The following is an 18,809-nucleotide window of genomic DNA, read 5'->3' as shown; positions in this document are numbered from 1 at the left end:
AGCTTGGCACGCTCGTTGCAAAACAGGGATCAGCAAGGCGAGGGATGGTTGGCCGAGCAGCTACTGCAAAGGGCAACGTCCGCATCTGAGCCGTGCGACGGTTTTGAACGGAAGAAGGCTGCGCCTCGGCGCAAATCGATCAAGCGGCATTAGGTCAACGGAGAGAAAACATGGCACTTCGGCAAATCGCATTCTACGGCAAGGGCGGCATCGGCAAGTCGACCACCTCGCAGAACACCCTCGCGGCGCTGGTCGAGATGGGGCAGAAGATCCTGATCGTCGGCTGCGACCCCAAGGCGGACTCCACCCGTCTGATCCTCAACACCAAGATGCAGGACACGGTGCTGAGCCTCGCCGCGGAAGCGGGTTCGGTGGAAGACCTCGAACTCGAAGACGTGATGAAGATCGGCTACAAGGGCATCAAGTGCACCGAAGCCGGTGGCCCGGAGCCGGGCGTCGGCTGCGCCGGACGCGGCGTTATCACCGCGATCAACTTCCTCGAAGAAAACGGCGCCTATGAAGACGTCGACTACGTCTCCTACGACGTGCTCGGCGACGTGGTGTGCGGCGGCTTCGCGATGCCGATCCGTGAAAACAAGGCGCAGGAAATCTACATCGTCATGTCCGGCGAGATGATGGCGCTGTATGCCGCCAACAACATCTCCAAGGGCATTCTGAAGTACGCTTCGTCGGGCGGCGTCCGCCTCGGCGGCCTGATCTGCAACGAGCGCCAGACCGACCGCGAGCTCGACCTCGCCGAAGCGCTGGCCAAGAAGCTGAACTCGAAGCTGATCCACTTCGTGCCGCGCGACAATATCGTGCAGCACGCCGAGCTGCGCCGCCAGACCGTGATCCAGTACGCGCCCGACAGCCAGCAGGCCAAGGAATATCGCGCCCTGGCCAACAAGGTCCACGCCAACTGCGGCAACGGCACCATCCCGACCCCGATCACCATGGAAGAGCTGGAAGAGATGCTGCTCGACTTCGGCATCATGAAGACCGAGGAGCAGCAGCTCGCCGAGCTCGCCGCCAAGGAAGCCGCCAAGGCGGCCGCGTCCGCCTGATCGCATCAGCCAGGCCGGTCGCCTAGCGCGACCGGCCGCCATCCCGGCGGCCCCAGACACGAGGAACAACGATGAGCACCGCAGTCGCAGAATCCCCCGCGGACATCAAGGAACGTAACAAGAAGCTGATCGGCGAAGTCCTGGAGGCCTATCCGGACAAGTCGGCCAAGCGTCGCGCCAAGCATCTCAACACGTACGACGCCGAAAAGGCGGAGTGCTCGGTCAAGTCCAACATCAAGTCGATCCCGGGCGTGATGACGATCCGCGGTTGCGCCTACGCCGGCTCGAAGGGCGTGGTGTGGGGCCCGATCAAGGACATGGTTCACATCAGCCACGGCCCGGTCGGCTGCGGCCAGTATTCGTGGGGCTCGCGCCGCAACTATTACAAGGGCACCACCGGCGTCGACACTTTCGGTACGATGCAGTTCACCTCCGACTTCCAGGAGAAGGACATCGTTTTCGGCGGTGACAAGAAGCTCGGCAAGATCATCGACGAGATCCAGGAGCTGTTCCCGCTCTCCAAGGGCATCTCGGTGCAGTCGGAATGCCCGATCGGTCTGATCGGCGACGACATCGAGGCGGTCTCCAAGGCCAAGTCGAAGCAGTATGACGGCAAGCCGATCATCCCGGTGCGTTGCGAAGGCTTCCGCGGTGTGTCGCAGTCGCTCGGCCACCACATCGCCAACGACGTGATCCGTGACTGGGTGTTCGACAAGGCCGCCGAGAAGAACGCCGGCTTCCAGTCGACCCCCTACGACGTCGCGATCATTGGCGACTACAATATCGGCGGCGACGCCTGGGCCTCGCGTATCCTGCTCGAGGAAATGGGCCTCCGCGTGATCGCGCAGTGGTCCGGCGACGGCACTATCGCCGAGCTGGAGAACACGCCGAAGGCGAAGCTGAACATCCTGCACTGCTACCGCTCGATGAACTACATCACGCGGCACATGGAAGAGAAGTTCGGTATTCCGTGGGTTGAGTACAACTTCTTCGGCCCGTCCAAGATCGAGGCGAGCTTGCGCGAGATCGCCGCGAAGTTCGACGACAAGATCAAGGAAGGCGCCGAGCGCGTCATCGCCAAGTACAAGCCGAAGATGGATGCGGTGATCGCCAAGTATCGCCCGCGCCTCGAAGGCAAGAAGGTGATGCTCTATGTCGGCGGTCTGCGTCCACGCCACGTCATCGGTGCCTACGAAGATCTCGGCATGGAAGTGGTCGGTACCGGCTACGAGTTCGCCCATAACGACGACTATCAGCGCACCACCCATTACGTGAAAGACGGCACGCTGATCTACGACGACGTCACCGGCTACGAATTCGAGAAGTTCGTCGAGAAGGTGCAGCCCGACCTGGTCGGCTCCGGCGTCAAGGAAAAGTACATCTTCCAGAAGATGGGCGTTCCGTTCCGCCAGATGCATTCCTGGGACTATTCGGGCCCGTATCACGGCTACGACGGGTTCGGCATCTTCGCCCGCGACATGGACATCGCCATCAATGCCCCGGTCTGGAAACTGACCAAGGCACCTTGGAGCTGAGCTGAACCTTCACACCGGGCTTCCGGCGCCAGCCGCCGGAAGCGCCGCGACACCGAATTCTTGGGAAAGACATCACCATGACCGAGACCGCAGAGAAGATCCGCGATCACTTCGACCTCTTCCGTGAGCCCCAGTACGAAGAGTTGATGGAGAACAAGCGGAAGAATTTCGAGAACTATGTTGGCGAAGCCGAGGTCGCGCGCGTCTCGGACTGGACCAAGACCAAGGAATATCAGGACAAGAACTTCGCCCGCGAAGCGCTTGTCATCAACCCGGCCAAGGCCTGCCAGCCGCTCGGCGCGGTGTTCGCGGCGGTCGGCTTCGAAAAGACGCTGCCGTTCGTGCATGGCTCGCAGGGCTGCGTCGCTTACTATCGCAGCCACTTCACCCGGCACTTCAAGGAGCCGACCTCCTGCGTGTCGTCGTCGATGACCGAAGACGCCGCGGTGTTCGGCGGCCTCAACAACATGATCGACGGTCTGGCCAACGCCTATGCGCTGTACAAGCCGAAGATGATCGCGGTCTCGACCACCTGCATGGCGGAAGTCATCGGTGACGACCTCAACGCGTTCATCAAGAACGCCAAGGAAAAGGGCTCGGTCCCGACGGACTTCGACGTCACCTACGCCCACACCCCGGCGTTCGTCGGCAGCCACATCACCGGCTACGACAACACCATGAAGGGCGTGGTCGAGCACTTCTGGGACGGCAAGTCCGGCACCGCGCCGAAGCTCGAGCGCAAGCCGAACGAGTCGATCAATTTCCTCGGCGGCTTCGACGGCTACACCGTCGGTAACCTCCGCGAAATCAAGCGCATCTTCGAAACGATGGGCGTTGAATACACCATCTTCGGCGACAACAGCGACGTCTGGGACACCCCGGCCGACGGCGAGTTCCGGATGTACGACGGCGGCACCACGCTGGAGCAGGCCGCCAACGCCGTCCACGCCAAGGCGACGATTTCGATGCAGGAGTTCTGCACCGAAAAGACGCTGGCGACGATCGCCGACCATGGCCAGGAGGTCGTGGCGTTCAATCACCCCGTCGGCGTCAGCGGCACCGATCGGTTCCTGCAGGCGGTGTCGCGGATCACCGGCAAGGCGATCCCCGAAGCGCTGACCAAGGAACGTGGCCGGCTGGTCGACGCCATCGCCGACTCGGCCGCCCACATCCACGGCAAGAAGTTCGCCATCTATGGCGATCCGGACCTGTGCTACGGCCTCGCCGAATTCATCCTCGAACTCGGCGGCGAACCGACCCACATCCTCGCCACCAACGGCAACAAGACGTGGGAAGCCAAGGTGCAGGCGCTGCTTGACTCGTCGCCGTTCGGCGCTGGTTGCAAGGTCTACGCCGGCAAGGACCTCTGGCACCTGCGCTCGCTGCTGTTCACTGAACCGGTCGACTTCATGATCGGCAACACCTACGGCAAGTATCTCGAGCGCGACACCGGCACGCCGCTGATCCGCATCGGCTTCCCGATCTTCGATCGCCATCACCATCACCGCGCGCCGGTGTGGGGCTATCAGGGTTCGATGAACGTCCTGGTCAAGATCCTCGACAAGATCTTCGACGAAATGGACAAGTCGACCAACGCCGCCGGCAAGACCGACATCAGCTTCGACATCATCCGCTGATGCCGCAGCTTCGGAGAACCTGATTACAGGAGTGCCGCATGAGCCGCCTCGCAGACAAGATTCAAGACGTCTTCAACGAGCCCGGCTGTGCGGCCAATCAGGCCAAGTCCGACAAGCAACGCAAGAAGGGCTGCAGCAAACCGCTGCAGCCGGGAGGCGCAGCCGGCGGCTGCGCCTTCGACGGCGCCAAGATCGCGCTGCAGCCGATCGTGGACGTCGCGCACCTGGTGCACGGCCCGATCGCCTGTGAAGGCTCGTCCTGGGATAACCGCGGCACCAAGTCGTCCGGCTCGAAGCTGTATCGCACCGGCTTCACCACCGACATGGGCGAGAACGACGTCATCTTCGGCGGCGAGAAGCGGCTGTTCCGGTCGATCAAGGAAATCATCGAGAAGTACGATCCGCCCGCAGTCTTCGTGTATCAGACCTGCGTGCCGGCGATGATGGGTGACGATATCGTCGCCGTCTGCAAGGTGGCGGCCGAGAAGTTCGGCAAGCCCTGCGTCCCGATCATCTCGCCCGGCTTTGTCGGGCCGAAGAATCTCGGCAACAAGCTCGCCGGCGAAGCGATGCTGGACTACGTGATCGGCACCCAGGAGCCGGAGTTCACGACCCCGTACGACATCAACATCATCGGCGAATACAACGTCGCGGGCGAGCTGTGGCAGGTGAAGCCGCTGCTCGATGAGCTCGGTATCCGCATCCTGTCGTGCCTGTCGGGCGACGCGCGCTATCACGAGGTGGCGCAGTCGCACCGCGCCCGTGCCGCCATGATGGTGTGCTCGACCGCGATGATCAACGTCGCGCGTAAGATGGAAGAGCGCTACGGCATCCCGTACTTCGAAGGATCGTTCTACGGCATCAGCGACACCTCCGAGTCGCTGCGCCAGATCGCCCGCCTGCTGATCCAGCGCGGCGCCGACGCCGAGCTGATGGACCGTGTCGAAGTGCTGATCGCGCGCGAAGAGGCCAAGGCCTGGGCGGCGATCAAGGCCTACACCCCGCGCCTCGAAGGCAAGAAGGTGTTGCTGATCACCGGCGGTGTGAAGTCGTGGTCGGTGGTGGCGGCGCTGCAGGAAGCCGGACTGTCGATCGTCGGCACCAGCGTCAAGAAGTCGACCAAGGAAGACAAGCTGCGGCTCAAGGAGATGAGCCCGGACGTCCACCAGATCGACGATCTGCGCCCGCGCGAAATGTACAAGATGCTGAAAGAGGCGCAGGCCGACATCATGCTGTCGGGAGGTCGTTCGCAGTTCGTCGCGCTGAAGGCGCGGATGCCCTGGATGGATATCAACCAGGAGCGCACCTACGCGTATTGCGGCTATGTCGGCATCGTCGAGATGGTCCGGCAGATCGACAAGTCGCTGTCCAATCCGATCTGGGCTCAGGTGCGCAGCGCCCCTCCGTGGGACGAGGTGACCTGGGAAGAGCGCGCCGATGCCGCTAACGCCGCCGACGATCGCCAGCGCGCGATCTTCGGGCGTTCGGCTCGGGTGGCGTAAGGAGGCTGCGATGGCACAGATCGTCACCTCGACTAAGTCCTGCACCGTCAATCCGCTGCGGATGAGTCAGCCGCTCGGCGCCGCGCTGGCCTTCATGGGGCTGCGCAACTGCATGCCCCTGCTGCACGGCTCCCAGGGCTGCACCTCGTTCGGCCTGGTGTTGTTCGTTCGCCACTTCCGCGAGTCGATTCCGCTGCAGACCACGGCGATGAGCGAAGTCGCCACCGTGCTCGGCGGCTTCGAGAATGTCGAGCAGGCGATCGTCAACATCGTCGGCCGCACCAAGCCCGACGTGATCGGGATCTGCACCACCGGCGTCACCGAGATCAAAGGCGATGATCTCGACGGCTACATCAAGATGGTGCGAGCCAATCATCCGGAACTGGCGAACGTCGCGCTGGTGCCGGTGTCGACCCCGGACTTCAAGGGCGCGTTCGAAGACGGTTTCGCCGCTACCGTGGCGCGGATCGTCGAGACCCTGGTCGAGGCGCCGGCTGAGGGCATCGCGCCGGATGCCGACAGGATCAACGTGTTGGCCGGCAGCCATCTGACGCCGGGCGACATCGACGAACTGCGCGATATCATCGAAGCGTTCGGCCTGGCGCCGACCTTCCTGCCGGACATCTCCGGCTCGCTCGACGGCCATCTGCCGGACGACTTCACACCGACCACGCATGGCGGCGTCTCGGTCGCCGAAGTCGCCGCGATGGGCGGCGCGGCCTACACGCTGGCATTCGGCGAGCAGATGCGCAAAGCCGCGGTCGCGCTCGAAGCCAAGGCGGGTGTGCCGTTCACGCTGCTGGCGCGGGTCACCGGGCTTGCCGCCGCCGATGAGCTGATGGCGACGCTGGCCAAGATCAGCGGCCGCCCGGTGCCGCCAAAATATCGCCGCCAGCGCAGCCAGCTGGTCGACGCCATGCTCGATGGCCACTTCTATTTCGGCGGCAAGAGCGTCGCGATCGGCGCCGAGCCGGACATGCTGCTGAATATCGGCGGCTTCCTCGCCGACATGGGCTGCACCGTCAGTGCTGCGGTCACGACCACGACCTCGCCGATCCTGGCCCAGGTGCCGAGCGACGAGGTGCTGATCGGCGATCTCGAAGATCTCGAACGCCGCGCTGAAGATTGCGATCTGTTGGTGACGCACTCGCACGGCCGCCAGGCCGCGGAACGACTGGGCGTGCCGCTGTTCCGGATGGGGCTGCCGATGTTCGATCGGCTCGGTGCCGCGCATCAGGTGGCGGTCGGCTATCGTGGCACCCGCGATCTGATCTTCGCGATCGGCAATGTGTTCATCGCCAACATCAAGGAGCCGGATGTGAACAGCTGGCGGAGTGCCTCTGCTCGCCCGGATCAGACCGATGCGCCGGCTACGGCTCATTAGCAACGACGGCAGTCGAGCGGAGCACAGCGCCGATGCACAACTCAGGAGAACCGGCATGAAAGTCGCCTTTGCCACCCAGGACCTTGCGCGCGTCGATGCGCATTTCGGCTGGGCCCGGAACATCGCGATCTACGAAGTCACCGCCGACGATTATCGCTTTATCGAAGCGGTGCAGTTCGCCGAGGAGAAAGAAGACGGCAACGAGGACAAGCTGGTCGCCAAGATCGACGCGATCCGCGATTGCGCCATCATGTACTGCACGGCGATCGGCGGCTCGGGCGCGGCGCGGGTCGTCGCCGCTCAGGTCCACCCGCTGAAGCTGGCGCAGCCGGAGCTGATCACCGATCTGATCACCAAGCTGCAGGGCGTGCTGCGCGGCGTGCCGCCGCCGTGGCTGCGCAAAGCGCTGATGAAGGGTGAAGAGCGCACGTTCGATTTTGCCGACGAGGCCTGACATGACCGAAGCCACCACTGCTCCCGACGCCGCGCTCGACTCGCTGTTCGTCAAGGAACTGGTCAAGCAGCTCCGCGCTCAGGACACCCACGGTGTCTGGGAGGGCAAGTCCGATCTGAAGCTGCTGGAGCCGTTCATCATAGACAAGGCCAAGCGCCGCGAGATCCCGATCATGGGCGATCCGGATCCGGAGACGCTGTGGCGGCTCGAACTGTTCTACAACGCGGTGGCGCTGTCGATCGAACGCGAGACCAGAATCATGGTGTCGCCGATGATGAAGATGCACCACGAGGGCTTCGGTCGGCTGATCCTCAGCGCCGGGCGGTTGATCGTCATCAACAAACACATGCGCGACGTTCATCGCTTCGGCTTCGATAACCTCGGCAAGCTGGCCGAGGAGGGTGACAAGCTGGTCGCCGCCGGCAGCGAGATGATCCGCAAATATCCCGACGTCGCCAACCTCTAACGCGAGAGCGAGAACGCATGTCCGACATCGACACGCTGAAGGCCGAGATCAAGAAACTGTCCGCTCGCGCGACGACGATGAAGATGAATCTGCACGACCTGTCGGAAGAGCTGCCGATCAATTGGCAGAACATCATGACGGTGGCGCAGGAAACCCAGGATGCCTACGCGGCCCTTGAAGCCGCGCGGAAGGCTTTGAAGGAGCTGGAAGCGAAAGCCGCCTGATCGCGGCCGAACGCCTCAGCCCAAACGGCGCGGCCGCGAGCCGTGCGCAGGAGCGAACAATGGCGATCTTTTCCACCCGCGACGGCCAGCCGTGGGAACCGACTTACCTCACCGCGATCGACGACAAGAAGTGCATCGGTTGCGGCCGCTGTCACAAGGTGTGCTCGCGCGACGTGATGCATCTGATGGGTGTCAACGAGGAGGGCGAACTGGTCGCCTGTTCGCTCGATGATGATGACGATGACGAGGAGTTCGTCCGCAAGGTGATGGTCCTCGACGCGGCCGGCAATTGCATCGGCTGCTCGGCCTGCGTCCGGGTCTGCCCGAAGGCATGCCAGACCCACGTCAAGGCCAGCGAACTCGGGCTCTAAGCAAGGGAGCGACGGACATGCTCGGCGCAGCGGGAATCCAGGCGGCAGGCGCGACGGCAGCGGCGCTGCCGCTGCGCGTGACGGCGTCGAGCTTCGCGTCCTCTCCGGCGGTGGTGTACCGGGCCTTGACCGGCTGCACCCCGGCCGAAGCCCAGATCGATGACGATCGGGCATTCGATCGTCACGTGTTGGCGTCGATCCTGTCGGTTGCGGTCACCGAACCCGGCTCGATCACGGAGTCCAGCGGTCTGACAGCCGACGATTTCGCGGCGCTGATCGTCGGCTGGTTCCCGCATGTCTCGGTCCTGTTGTCGGTGCTGGCGGTCGGCGAGCACGACGAGGACGAGGAAGCCGGCATGGTTCGCGACCTGCTGCTCAAGCATTGCTCGACCTCGGGCGACGTCGGTCGCTGGCTCGCCGCGATGGTGGCGCGCCGAGCAATGCAGCCGGAGCATTTGTGGGAAGATCTCGGGCTGCGCAGCCGCGCCGAGCTGAGCCGGCTGCTGATGCGGCATTTCGAGCCGCTGGCCCGCGACAACACCCGCAACATGCGCTGGAAGCGGTTCTTCTACCGCAAGCTCTGCGAAGACGACGGTATGGTGATGTGTAGCACCCCGGTCTGCTCGCAGTGCGGCGACTTCGCCGAGTGCTTCGGTGAAGAAAGCGGCGAAAGCCGGATGGCGATCCGGCGCCGCGAGGTTGAACTGCGGACGGCCGTGGCTTGACGCTGTGACGCCGCTCTTCACCTCCCGTGAGGGGGGAGGAGCGCTCGCGCAGCGAGCGCGGCGGGGTGGCAAAGAGCGGCTTACCCCACCCCGGCACCCACTTCGCTTCGCGGCCTGCGTGCCGCTCCTCCCTCTCCAGGGGAGGGTGAAGGGGGGCGCGATGCTTGCGGCCTTGAGGTGAATAGCTGCGAGCGATTGTCGGAAACCGTCGGCTTCGCGACCATGTCGGACGTCCGACATTGTCGGGTGCTGATAATTTTGCACGAAATCAGTGGCTTGCCGTCTGTGCCCGCGCTGGCACAGCGGTTGCACTTGTTGATGTCGGACCCAACAAATGGAGGCCGACCATGATCATTCTCACCGAACAAGCCGGGACCGCTGTGAAGGCTGCGATGTCGCGCGCCGGCAAGCTTGAAGCCGGGCTGCGCGTCATGGTCGAGGCGGGCGGCTGCGCCGGCTACAAATATCTGATCGGCCTCGATGCCGAACCGCGTGTCGATGACGCTGTGGTCGAAGCCGGCGGCGTCAAGGTGTTCATCGATCCGGACTCGCAGCCGCTGCTGTCCGGCATGACCATCGATTTCGTCGAGAGCCTGGAAGGCTCCGGCTTCACGTTCGACAACCCCAACGCCGGCACTAAGTGCGGTTGCGGTAAGTCGTTCGGTTAAGCGCAGCGCCAGCCACGGGAGCGGGCCATGCTCAGCCTCGGCAAGTTCGATCATCATTTCTCCACTTCTCCGAATGCCGGTCCTCTGCCGCAGGCTGATGCAGTCGGACGGTTCGGCAGCATCGGCTGGGGCGACGCCGTCAAGTTGATGCTGAAGGTCGAGCCCGACGACGGACGGATCGCGCAGGCCCGCTTTCAGGCGTTCGGCTGCAGCTCGGCGATCGCCGCCTCGGCGGCCCTCACTGACATGATCACCGGCAAGACCATCGATGAAGCCAGCGGCATCAGCGCCGCGGCGATCGCCGACTACCTGGGCGATTTGCCGCGCGAGCGGATGTACTGCGCGGTGATGACTTTTGAGGCCCTGCAGCAGGCGATCGGTTCGTATCGCGGCAAGGCCGCAGTGGCCGAGGCCGATGCGCCGCCGGCCTGCAAGTGCCTCGGCGTCGGCCAGATGATGATCGAGCGCACCATTCGCTTCAATCGGCTGACCAGTCTCGACGACGTCACTGCCTACACCAAGGCTGCCGGCAGCTGCAGCACCTGCTTCAAGCAGATCGAATCCCTGCTCGCGCGCGTCAATGCCGAGATGGTCGAGGACGGCCTGATTGCGGCCGAAGACGCCTACCGGATCGGCTCCGCGACGCCGCGCGCCACTGAGTTGAAGCCGCATGGTGCGCCGCCGCCGGCCGCCAATATCTTTGCCGCCAAGGCGACGCCCGCGCATCTGCGGCCGATTGCCAAGGCCACGCCGTCACGTCCCGTGCCTCCGCCGGCCGGACTGGTCGATGCGCCGCCGCAAGAGGCGCTGATCGCCGAAGCGGTCGAAGAATTGCGGCCGCATCTGCAGCGCGATGGTGGTGACTGCGAATTCGTCAGCCTCGACGGCAACATCGTCTATGTCCGGCTGTCCGGCAATTGCGTCGGCTGCCAGCTTTCGTCGGTGACGCTGTCGGGTGTCCAGGCCAAGCTGGCTGAGAAGTTCGGCCGGCCGCTACGCGTGGTGCCGGTGTCATGAACGAGCCGGCAGACATCGTCTATCTCGACGCCAATGCAACGACGCGGACCGATCCGCGCGTCGTCGAAGCGATGCTGCCGTACTTCTCGCTGTACTACGGCAACCCGTCATCGAAATACGGACTCGGCGGTCACGCCGCGCTTGCGGTCAAGCGGGCGCGCGAACGCGTCCAGGCGCTGATCGGCGCCGCGCAGCCGCATGAGCTGATCTTCACCTCGGGCGGCACCGAGAGTAACAACGCTGCGATCCTGTCCGCGCTGGAAGCTGCGCCGCGGCGGCGTGAGGTGATCATCTCGGCGGTCGAACATCCGGCGGTGCTGTCGCTTTGCGCCTGGCTGGAGAAGAACAAGGGCATCCGCGTTCATTTGATCCCGGTCGATCGTCAGGGCCGGCTCGACATTCTGGCCTATCGCGAAGCGATGTCTGACCGTGTCGCGATCGCGTCGATCATGTGGGCCAATAACGAGACCGGCGTGATCCAGCCGGTGGCGGATCTGGCTGAGCTAGCCAAGGAAGTCGGCGCGCTATTCCACACCGACGCGGTGCAGGCGGTCGGCAAGTGCCCGATCGATCTGCAATCGACCATGATCGACATGCTGTCGCTCTCCGGACACAAGCTGCATGGCCCGAAGGGCGTCGGCGCGCTGTATGTACGGAACGGCATCCGCTTCAAGCCGCAGATCAAGGGCGGTCAGCAAGAGCGCGGCCGCCGTGCCGGGACCGAGAACGTGCCGGGCATCGTCGGCCTTGGCATCGCGGCTGAGCTTGCCGCTGGCGCGATGGCCGACGAGGACATCCGTGTGCGTGGTCTGCGTGACCGGCTCGAACGCGAGATCCTGGCGCGGGTCGATCACTGCGTCGCCGTCGGTGCTCGCGCCGAGCGCCTCCCCAACACCTCGAACCTCGCATTCTCGTTCATCGACAGCGAGGCGATCATTACGCTGCTGGACCGGGCGGGCATCGCGGCTTCGATGGGTTCGGCGTGCGCGACCGGTTCGTTCGAGCCGTCGCATGTGCTGCTGGCCATGAAAGTCGCCGAAGACGCGGTTCGGGGCGGCGTGCGGTTCTCGCTGTCGCGCGACAACACCGATGCAGACATCGACCGCGCGCTGGAAGTCGTTCCCGCCGTGGTCGCCAAGCTGCGGGCAATCTCGCCGTTCGGAGCCGATGATGCTCCGCAAGCGGTCGGGCGTTCGTCTGGAAGTGCGCAAGGAACAACCCATGTCTGAGATCAAGTCTGAGATCGTCCGGCCGGATCAGTCCTGCGGTTTTCAGTCCGCTCCGATCGTGCTCAACGACACCACCTTGCGTGATGGTGAGCAGGCGCCGGGTGTTGCGTTCTCCACCGCCGAAAAGGTAGCGATCGCCCGCGCATTGGCGCGCGCCGGCGTGCCGGAAATCGAGGCCGGGACGCCTGCGATGGGCGCCGACGAGATTGCGGCGATCCGCGCCATCGTCGAGGCCGGGCTGCCGCTAACGACGATTGCCTGGTGCCGGATGCGTACCGAGGACGTCGATGCCGCGCTGAAGGCCGGCGTTTCGATGGTCAATGTTTCGGTGCCGGTGTCGGATGTGCAGATCGCTGCGAAGCTCGGCGGTCTACGTTCGAATGCGATCGAAACCGTCAAGCGCGTGGTCGGCTATGCCCGCGACCGCGGCCTCGACGTCGCCGTCGGCGGCGAGGATTCTTCGCGTGCCGATCCCGAATTCCTCGCCGAGGTGATTGCCACCGCGAAGGCATCCGGCGCGCGTCGGTTTCGGATCGCCGATACACTCAGCGTGCTCGACCCATTCTCCAGCCACGCGCTGCTCGCGGCGCTCCGCGCCTCGACCGACCTCGAGCTTGAATTCCACGGCCACGACGACCTCGGCCTCGCCACCGCTAACACGCTGGCCGCGTTGCGTGCCGGCGCCACCCATGCCTCGGTGACGGTGATCGGTCTTGGTGAGCGTGCCGGCAACGCGCCGCTCGAAGAGGTTGCGGTGGCGCTGAAGCAGCTCTATGGCCGCGACACCGGCATCGTGCTGTCGGAGCTCGGCAACGTCGCCGATCTGGTCGCGACCGCGGCGGCGCGCACCATCCCGCTCAACAAGGCGATCGTCGGCGAGCACGTCTTCACCCATGAATCGGGAATACATGTCGACGGGCTGCTCAAGGATCAGCGCACCTATCAGTCGCTCGATCCGAATCTGTTCGGCCGCTCCAACCGCATCGTCATCGGCAAGCATTCCGGGCTGTCGGCGATCACCTCATCGCTCGCCAAGCTCGATCTGCCGGCCACCGCGGACGAGGCGCAGGGCATCCTGGCCAAAGTTCGCCGTTATGCGGTCACCCACAAGGGCCCGGTTGGCAACGAGACACTGATCGCAATCTGGCGCGAGGTCCGCGAGCGGACGCTCACCACCTGCGCCTGAGCGACGACAACCCACCAAGGAGACCGAGATGAGCACATCCGCCGTCACCGAACCCGCCGATATCGTAGCCCGGCTGCAGCGCGCCGGCTCCGCCGAGGAGTTCTTCGAACTGCTCGGCGTCGATTACGATCCCAGGCTGCTCAACGTCGCGCGGCTGCACATCCTCCGGCGCATGGGTCAGTATCTCGCTGGTGAAGATCTCGAGCACCTGCCGGGCGACGAAGCCGCTGCCCGCTGCAAGGCGGTGCTGGAGCGGGCTTATGCCGATTTCGTCGCGTCCTCGCCGCTCGATCAGCGTGTGTTCAAGGTGTTGAAGGACGCGGTGGCGCCGAAGACGCCGAAGCGCCCGGCCTTCGTGCCGCTCGACGCGTTGAAGTAACCGCCGCCTTTTGGTGCTGCTATCGCCGGCCCGTCGCGTTCGCGGCGGGCCGTTTTGCTGCGCCTGCCAGACGTATTTTCTCACATCCATGTCGTGTTTGGCGGGTGATCTCACAGTGGCGTGAAATGTCTGGTCGGTCACGCCGCTGTCGCCTTCCCGACAAGTGTCGGAGTTGTCGGATTGCAACCCTCGGAAGCGCCGGTAACAATCCCAGCTGCCCGTCGCAAATGATTGGTTTGGCGTGATATTTTCCTCGGCGGAAAAGTTGGTACGAGGCTTGCTCATAAGTCTCCGTCGTCAAGCTTCTGTCAGCAAGCGCGGAGCCACTCCATGCATATCGTCGTCTGTATCAAGCAGGTTCCGGACTCGGCCCAGATCCGCGTGCATCCGGTCACTAACACGATCATGCGCCAGGGCGTGCCGACGATCATCAATCCCTACGATCTGTTCGCGCTCGAAGAGGCGCTGCGGCTACGTGACAAGCTCGGCGGCGAAGTCACGGTGCTGACGATGGGCCCGCCGACCGCCGAGGACTCTCTGCGCAAGGCGCTGACCATCGGCGCCAACCGCGCCGTGCTGCTGACGGACCGCTTCTTCGCCGGCTCCGACACGCTGGCGACCAGCTACGCGCTCGCCGCGGCGATCCGCAAGATCGGCTCGACCTTCGGTGCCGTCGATGTGGTGTTCACCGGCAAGCAGACCATCGACGGCGACACCGCCCAGGTCGGCCCCGGCATCTGCAAGCGGCTCGACTTCTTGCAGCTCACCTACGTTTCGAAGGTCTCATCGCTCGACCTCGAGGCCCGCACCATCGAAGTCGAACGCCGCTCCGAAGGCGGCGTGCAGGTGCTGCGCAGCAATCTGCCATGCCTGATCACCATGCTGGAAGGCACCAATCAGGTGCGCCGCGGCTCGATGGTCAACGCGCTGAACGCCGCACGCGCCGAAGTGGTGAAGTGGAGTGCGCAGGACGCCGGTGTCGAAGACATCCAGAAGTGCGGCCTGCGCGGCTCGCCGACGGTGGTGAAGCGCGTGTTCGCGCCGACCCCGCGGGCCGAGAAGGCCAAGGTCGTTGAGGCCGCCGGGCAGCCCCCGGCGGAAGCGCTGATCGACGAAATCTTCAAGCTCCGGCCCAAGCTCGAGAACGAAATGTTCGAGCTGGCGCGCGGATTCTGACAACCCGAACAGAGAGCCGCTTCGATGAGCCAGCCCGCCAAGCCTGCCCCGCAGCCCGCCGGACGCGCCGCCGCCAAGAAGGAGCTGCCCGAGCATTTCAAAGCTTATAAGCACGTCTGGGTGTTTATCGAGCAGGAGCGTGGTCACGTTCACCCCGTCTCCTGGGAGCTGATGGGCTCCGGCCGCCGCCTCGCCGATAAGCTCGGCGTCGAGCTTGCCGCGGTGGTGATCGGCCCGACCGGTGACGCCACCAAGGCTGCGGTCGCCGAGTCGTTCTGCTACGGCGCCGACCTCGCTTACGTCGTCGCCGACGACGTGCTGACCGACTATCGCAACGAGTCCTACACCAAGGCGCTGACCGATCTGGTCAATACCCATAAGCCGGAGATCCTGCTGCTCGGCGCCACGACGCTTGGCCGCGACCTCGCCGGCGCGGTGGCTACCACGCTGCTGACCGGCCTGACCGCGGACTGCACCGAGCTCGAAGTCGACTCCGACAACTCGCTCGCCGCGACCCGTCCGACCTTCGGCGGCTCGCTGCTCTGCACGATCTACACGCTGAACTTCCGCCCGCAGATGGCGACCGTACGGCCGCGCGTGATGTCGATGCCCGAACGGGTCGAGAAGCCGGTCGGCCGCGTCATCGAATTTCCGCTCGGTCTGGTCGAAGCTGATATCGTCACCAAGATCCTGGCCTTCGTGCCGGATCGCGACAAGGCGACCTCGAACCTCGCTTATGCCGACATCGTCGTGGCCGGCGGTCTCGGGCTTGCTTCGCCGGAGAATTTCCAGCTGGTGCGCCAGCTCGCCGGCGTGCTCGGCGCCGAATACGGCTGTTCGCGGCCGCTGGTGCAGAAGGGCTGGGTCTCGGCCGACCGCCAGATCGGTCAGACCGGCAAGACCATTCGGCCGAAGCTGTACATCGCCGCCGGCATCTCCGGCGCGATTCAGCACCGCGTCGGCGTCGACGGCTCCGACCTGATCGTCGCGATCAACACCGACAAGAACGCGCCGATCTTCGATTTCGCCCATCTCGCCCTCGTCACCGATGCGATCCGCTTGCTGCCGGCGCTCACCGAAGCGTTCCGCAAGCGGCTGTCGCCGCACACCCGCGATCGGATCGCGAGCTAACAGGAGGCTGCCATGATCGAAGAACGTTTCGACGCCATCGTCGTCGGAGCCGGCATGGCCGGCAACGCCGCGGCGCTGACCCTGGCCAAGCGTGGCCTGAAGGTGCTGCAGATCGAGCGCGGCGAATATCCGGGCTCGAAGAACGTGCAGGGCGCCATTCTTTATGCCGACATGCTCGAGAAGCTGGTGCCCGACTTCCGCGAGGATGCGCCGCTGGAGCGTCACCTCGTCGAGCAGCGGTTCTGGATGATGGACGCCAAGTCTCACACCGGCCTGCATCACCGTTCGGAAGACTTCAACGAAGAGAAGCCGAACCGCTACACCATCATCCGCGCTCAGTTCGACAAATGGCTGTCGAGCAAGGCCCAGGAAGCCGGCGCGATCGTGCTCTGCGAAACCACCGTCAAGGAACTGGTGCAGGACGCCTACGGCAAGGTGATCGGCGTGATCACCGATCGTGAAGGCGGCCAGGTGCATGCCGATGTCGTGGTGCTGGCCGAAGGCGTCAACGGCCTGCTCGGCACCAAGGCCGAGCTGCGCGAGCGTCCGTCGCCGGAGAACGTCGCGCTCGCTGTGAAGGAAATGCACTTCCTGCCGCGCGAGACCATCGAAGCCCGTTTCAATCTGAAGGGCGACGAGGGCGTGGTGATCGAGGCTGCCGGCACGATCTCGGCGGGTATGACCGGCATGGGCTTCATCTACACCAACAAGGAGTCGATCTCGATCGGCATCGGCTGTCTGGTGTCGGACTTCCAGAAGACCGGCGAGACGCCGTACGGCCTGCTCGAACGCTTCAAGAAGCATCCGTCGGTGGCGACGCTGATCGAAGGCTCCGAAGTGAAGGAATACGCCGGCCACCTGATCCCGGAGGGCGGCTACAAGGCGATCCCGCAGCTTTACGGCGACGGCTGGGTCGTGGTCGGCGACGCCGCGCAGCTCAACAACGCGATGCATCGCGAGGGCTCGAACCTGGCGATGACCTCGGGCCGGATCGCCGCCGAAGCGATCTTCCAGGTGAAGTCGCGCAAGGATCCGATGACCAAGGAGAATCTCGCGCTCTACAAGAAGATGCTGGACGACTCGTTCGTCATGAAAGATCTGAAGAAGTACAAGGATATGCCGGATTTGCTGCATATCCGCTCGCAGAACTTCTTCCTGACCTATCCGCAGCTCGTCAACAAGGCGCTGCAGAACTTCGTGCGGGTCGACGGCACGCCGAAGATCGAGAAGGAAAAGACCACGATCAAGTCGTTCGTTTCGGCGCGGTCGTGGGGCGGATTGTTCGGCGACGCGTTCCGCTTCGCGCGGGCGTGGCGATAACTCAGCGGGATTCGAGAAAGCGGAGAACGGACGATGACAACGGAAGCCCCGGTTCGCGTCGAAGACAAGCTGTATCAGAACCGCTATCTGGTCGACGTCGGCAACGCCCACATCAAGGTCAAGCCTCACACCAAGCCGTCGCCGCAACTGCTGGCGCTGCTGAAGATCTGCCCGGCGCATTGCTACGAGCTCAACAGCAACGGCCAGGTCGAAGTGACGCCGGACGGCTGCGTCGAATGCGGCACTTGCCGCGTGCTGGCCGAAGGCGGCGGCGACATCGAGTGGAGCTATCCGCGCGGCGGCTACGGCGTGCTGTTCAAGTTCGGCTGAGAGCACCGCGCCAGGGGCGACGGCCCGCGCAGGCAGGAGACGCCGCCTGCGCCTCTGTGGCTGCTCGCTTCGGCCCTGGTTGCTTCATCCCGCAAGACATCATGCCCGGGCTGGTCCCGGGCATTGGTGTTTAGGGATCCGTCCTGCTGTTGTGGCTGTGTAGCTCGAGGCGAGCACAACCGCATAGTAAGGAGACGCGTAGCGTCGTCTCGAACCATGCGCCGCAAATGTCAGTCTCCGGACCCTTCGCGACGTGCGCTGCCTTCGCTCCTCAGGATGGAGCGTATTGTGCGCGACGAGGAAACCGCGTCGATTGGTCGATGAAGCGCGACAGATGGAGAGCGGGAAGCGGCAGGCGACCGAGCAGCTCAGTCGTGAGGCCGCAGGGACCGCCGCCTTTTATCGCCTCACGCCGCCGAATTGAGCACGTGCTGCGGGCCGACGGTGCCGCGTCGCAGGCCGAAGCCGCGGCGGGCCAGCCATTGCTGAATACGGGGCGAGTCCAGCGTCGCTTCTTCGGCGAGGCCACTGGTGAAGCAGCGCCACGGCGCCAGATGCCGCTCGGGAACGCCGACGATGACCGGAATTCCCTGATCCACGGCGTCGCTGATGACGTCGCTGAGGCCGCCGCCATCGGCTTCGAGCTTGCCGAATTTGTTGACGATCAGCAGTTCGGGGGCATTGCGGAACGAGGCTGCGATCAGTGCGGCTGCTTCCTGCACGGCTTCCGGATCGACGCGGCAGCCGTGGGGCTGCTTGTCGCGCTCTTCGGCGAGCTGAAGGATGAAGTGGGAGGACAGCTCCTCGACTTCCATGTCACAGCGCGGGCCGCCGTCATCGACGACCGCCTGATACGGCACCAGACCAGCGACAACGACGCCTGCGTCGCGCAGCCGTCGGCCGAGATCCGACATCAGCCTGCAAGCGGCTGCGCCGTCGGTGTACACGATCGCGAGAATCGAAGGCCGTCCCGACCTGCCGTGAGAAAAGTCCATCGCGTCTGCTTTGCCC

The 18,809-nt window shown here is 64.3% G+C and carries 20 protein-coding genes; 19 read left to right on the top strand and 1 reads right to left on the bottom strand.

Annotated elements, in window-relative coordinates; all coding sequences use genetic code 11:
* Window positions 1-170: 170 nt before the first annotated feature.
* From nifH to RPPS3_RS23175, 19 genes are all read left to right on the top strand, one after another.
* Window positions 171-1,064: a nitrogenase iron protein gene (gene nifH, locus RPPS3_RS23265; protein WP_054161688.1), complete on the top strand. Its 894-nt coding sequence runs from the start codon at window positions 171-173 to the stop codon at window positions 1,062-1,064.
* A gap of 71 nt (window positions 1,065-1,135) precedes the next feature.
* Window positions 1,136-2,599: a nitrogenase molybdenum-iron protein alpha chain gene (gene nifD / locus RPPS3_RS23260; protein ID WP_107346162.1), complete on the top strand. Its 1,464-nt coding sequence runs from the start codon at window positions 1,136-1,138 to the stop codon at window positions 2,597-2,599.
* Between the two features lie 77 nt (window positions 2,600-2,676).
* On the top strand, window positions 2,677-4,236 hold the full coding sequence (nifK, locus tag RPPS3_RS23255; RefSeq protein ID WP_107346161.1) for a nitrogenase molybdenum-iron protein subunit beta: 1,560 nt from the start codon (window positions 2,677-2,679) through the stop codon (window positions 4,234-4,236).
* Between the two features lie 38 nt (window positions 4,237-4,274).
* Window positions 4,275-5,738 (top strand): nitrogenase iron-molybdenum cofactor biosynthesis protein NifE, encoded by a 1,464-nt coding sequence (gene nifE / locus RPPS3_RS23250; RefSeq protein ID WP_107346160.1) that lies wholly within the window; start codon window positions 4,275-4,277, stop codon window positions 5,736-5,738.
* Window positions 5,739-5,748: 10 nt separating this feature from the next.
* Entirely contained in the window at window positions 5,749-7,122 is a 1,374-nt protein-coding gene (nifN, locus tag RPPS3_RS23245) for a nitrogenase iron-molybdenum cofactor biosynthesis protein NifN (RefSeq protein WP_107346159.1), read from the top strand.
* A 55-nt stretch (window positions 7,123-7,177) separates the two neighbouring features.
* Complete coding sequence (nifX, locus tag RPPS3_RS23240; protein WP_107346158.1) at window positions 7,178-7,576, top strand: nitrogen fixation protein NifX; 399 nt, start codon at window positions 7,178-7,180, stop codon at window positions 7,574-7,576.
* A gap of 1 nt (window position 7,577) precedes the next feature.
* Window positions 7,578-8,042 (top strand): NifX-associated nitrogen fixation protein, encoded by a 465-nt coding sequence (locus RPPS3_RS23235; RefSeq protein WP_107346157.1) that lies wholly within the window; start codon window positions 7,578-7,580, stop codon window positions 8,040-8,042.
* Between the two features lie 17 nt (window positions 8,043-8,059).
* Entirely contained in the window at window positions 8,060-8,266 is a 207-nt protein-coding gene (locus tag RPPS3_RS23230) for a CCE_0567 family metalloprotein (protein WP_107346156.1), read from the top strand.
* 59 nt (window positions 8,267-8,325) lie between these two features.
* The gene (fdxB, locus tag RPPS3_RS23225; RefSeq protein ID WP_107346155.1) at window positions 8,326-8,637 is read left to right on the top strand and encodes a ferredoxin III, nif-specific; all 312 of its coding nucleotides are present in this window, start codon (window positions 8,326-8,328) and stop codon (window positions 8,635-8,637) included.
* A gap of 17 nt (window positions 8,638-8,654) precedes the next feature.
* Complete coding sequence (locus RPPS3_RS23220) at window positions 8,655-9,362, top strand: nitrogen fixation protein NifQ (RefSeq protein WP_107346154.1); 708 nt, start codon at window positions 8,655-8,657, stop codon at window positions 9,360-9,362.
* Window positions 9,363-9,709: 347 nt separating this feature from the next.
* Window positions 9,710-10,030 carry a HesB/IscA family protein gene (locus tag RPPS3_RS23215; protein WP_013504427.1) on the top strand — a complete coding sequence of 107 codons (321 nt, stop codon included), beginning with the start codon at window positions 9,710-9,712 and terminating at the stop codon, window positions 10,028-10,030.
* Window positions 10,031-10,057: 27 nt separating this feature from the next.
* Entirely contained in the window at window positions 10,058-11,047 is a 990-nt protein-coding gene (gene nifU, locus RPPS3_RS23210) for a Fe-S cluster assembly protein NifU (RefSeq protein WP_107346153.1), read from the top strand.
* Window positions 11,044-12,276: a cysteine desulfurase NifS gene (gene nifS / locus RPPS3_RS23205; RefSeq protein WP_107346152.1), complete on the top strand. Its 1,233-nt coding sequence runs from the start codon at window positions 11,044-11,046 to the stop codon at window positions 12,274-12,276. Before nifU ends, nifS begins: the two co-directional genes overlap by 4 nt.
* The gene (nifV, locus tag RPPS3_RS23200) at window positions 12,269-13,462 is read left to right on the top strand and encodes a homocitrate synthase (RefSeq protein WP_107346151.1); all 1,194 of its coding nucleotides are present in this window, start codon (window positions 12,269-12,271) and stop codon (window positions 13,460-13,462) included. The genes nifS and nifV overlap by 8 nt, the downstream gene beginning before the upstream one ends.
* 28 nt (window positions 13,463-13,490) lie before the next feature.
* The gene (gene nifW / locus RPPS3_RS23195; RefSeq protein ID WP_107346150.1) at window positions 13,491-13,841 is read left to right on the top strand and encodes a nitrogenase stabilizing/protective protein NifW; all 351 of its coding nucleotides are present in this window, start codon (window positions 13,491-13,493) and stop codon (window positions 13,839-13,841) included.
* A gap of 330 nt (window positions 13,842-14,171) precedes the next feature.
* Window positions 14,172-15,017 (top strand): electron transfer flavoprotein subunit beta/FixA family protein, encoded by an 846-nt coding sequence (locus tag RPPS3_RS23190; RefSeq protein ID WP_107346149.1) that lies wholly within the window; start codon window positions 14,172-14,174, stop codon window positions 15,015-15,017.
* Window positions 15,018-15,041: 24 nt separating this feature from the next.
* Window positions 15,042-16,148, top strand: a complete 1,107-nt coding sequence (locus tag RPPS3_RS23185) for an electron transfer flavoprotein subunit alpha/FixB family protein (protein ID WP_107346148.1) — start codon at window positions 15,042-15,044, stop codon at window positions 16,146-16,148.
* A 12-nt stretch (window positions 16,149-16,160) separates the two neighbouring features.
* Window positions 16,161-17,468: an FAD-dependent oxidoreductase gene (locus RPPS3_RS23180; RefSeq protein WP_107346147.1), complete on the top strand. Its 1,308-nt coding sequence runs from the start codon at window positions 16,161-16,163 to the stop codon at window positions 17,466-17,468.
* A gap of 33 nt (window positions 17,469-17,501) precedes the next feature.
* Complete coding sequence (locus RPPS3_RS23175; RefSeq protein ID WP_107346146.1) at window positions 17,502-17,798, top strand: ferredoxin family protein; 297 nt, start codon at window positions 17,502-17,504, stop codon at window positions 17,796-17,798.
* A gap of 407 nt (window positions 17,799-18,205) precedes the next feature.
* On the opposite strand, the gene RPPS3_RS23170 is transcribed toward RPPS3_RS23175, so the two are convergent.
* On the bottom strand, window positions 18,206-18,793 hold the full coding sequence (locus tag RPPS3_RS23170; RefSeq protein ID WP_107346145.1) for a DUF2478 domain-containing protein: 588 nt from the start codon (window positions 18,791-18,793) through the stop codon (window positions 18,206-18,208).
* Window positions 18,794-18,809 lie beyond the last annotated feature (16 nt).

It is taken from the genome of Rhodopseudomonas palustris, from assembly GCF_003031265.1.
GTDB lineage: Bacteria > Pseudomonadota > Alphaproteobacteria > Rhizobiales > Xanthobacteraceae > Rhodopseudomonas > Rhodopseudomonas palustris_H.
Note: the sequence above shows the minus strand (reverse complement) of the source record. Positions and strands in the feature narration are given on the sequence as shown.

Excerpts from the sequence above, each read along its gene's own strand:
- nifD (WP_107346162.1), top strand. The coding sequence starts at position 1,136 with ATGAGCACCGCAGTCGCAGAATCCCCCGCGGACATCAAGGAACGTAAC.
- RPPS3_RS23220 (WP_107346154.1), top strand. The coding sequence starts at position 8,655 with ATGCTCGGCGCAGCGGGAATCCAGGCGGCAGGCGCGACGGCAGCGGCG.
- nifU (WP_107346153.1), top strand. The coding sequence starts at position 10,058 with ATGCTCAGCCTCGGCAAGTTCGATCATCATTTCTCCACTTCTCCGAAT.
- nifW (WP_107346150.1), top strand. The coding sequence starts at position 13,491 with ATGAGCACATCCGCCGTCACCGAACCCGCCGATATCGTAGCCCGGCTG.
- RPPS3_RS23170 (WP_107346145.1), bottom strand. The coding sequence starts at position 18,793 with ATGGACTTTTCTCACGGCAGGTCGGGACGGCCTTCGATTCTCGCGATC.
- RPPS3_RS23175 (WP_107346146.1), top strand. The coding sequence starts at position 17,502 with ATGACAACGGAAGCCCCGGTTCGCGTCGAAGACAAGCTGTATCAGAAC.
- fdxB (WP_107346155.1), top strand. The coding sequence starts at position 8,326 with ATGGCGATCTTTTCCACCCGCGACGGCCAGCCGTGGGAACCGACTTAC.
- nifS (WP_107346152.1), top strand. The coding sequence starts at position 11,044 with ATGAACGAGCCGGCAGACATCGTCTATCTCGACGCCAATGCAACGACG.
- nifH (WP_054161688.1), top strand. The coding sequence starts at position 171 with ATGGCACTTCGGCAAATCGCATTCTACGGCAAGGGCGGCATCGGCAAG.
- RPPS3_RS23190 (WP_107346149.1), top strand. The coding sequence starts at position 14,172 with ATGCATATCGTCGTCTGTATCAAGCAGGTTCCGGACTCGGCCCAGATC.
- RPPS3_RS23235 (WP_107346157.1), top strand. The coding sequence starts at position 7,578 with ATGACCGAAGCCACCACTGCTCCCGACGCCGCGCTCGACTCGCTGTTC.
- RPPS3_RS23185 (WP_107346148.1), top strand. The coding sequence starts at position 15,042 with ATGAGCCAGCCCGCCAAGCCTGCCCCGCAGCCCGCCGGACGCGCCGCC.
- RPPS3_RS23180 (WP_107346147.1), top strand. The coding sequence starts at position 16,161 with ATGATCGAAGAACGTTTCGACGCCATCGTCGTCGGAGCCGGCATGGCC.
- RPPS3_RS23230 (WP_107346156.1), top strand. The coding sequence starts at position 8,060 with ATGTCCGACATCGACACGCTGAAGGCCGAGATCAAGAAACTGTCCGCT.
- nifE (WP_107346160.1), top strand. The coding sequence starts at position 4,275 with ATGAGCCGCCTCGCAGACAAGATTCAAGACGTCTTCAACGAGCCCGGC.
- nifK (WP_107346161.1), top strand. The coding sequence starts at position 2,677 with ATGACCGAGACCGCAGAGAAGATCCGCGATCACTTCGACCTCTTCCGT.
- nifX (WP_107346158.1), top strand. The coding sequence starts at position 7,178 with ATGAAAGTCGCCTTTGCCACCCAGGACCTTGCGCGCGTCGATGCGCAT.
- nifV (WP_107346151.1), top strand. The coding sequence starts at position 12,269 with ATGTCTGAGATCAAGTCTGAGATCGTCCGGCCGGATCAGTCCTGCGGT.
- RPPS3_RS23215 (WP_013504427.1), top strand. The coding sequence starts at position 9,710 with ATGATCATTCTCACCGAACAAGCCGGGACCGCTGTGAAGGCTGCGATG.
- nifN (WP_107346159.1), top strand. The coding sequence starts at position 5,749 with ATGGCACAGATCGTCACCTCGACTAAGTCCTGCACCGTCAATCCGCTG.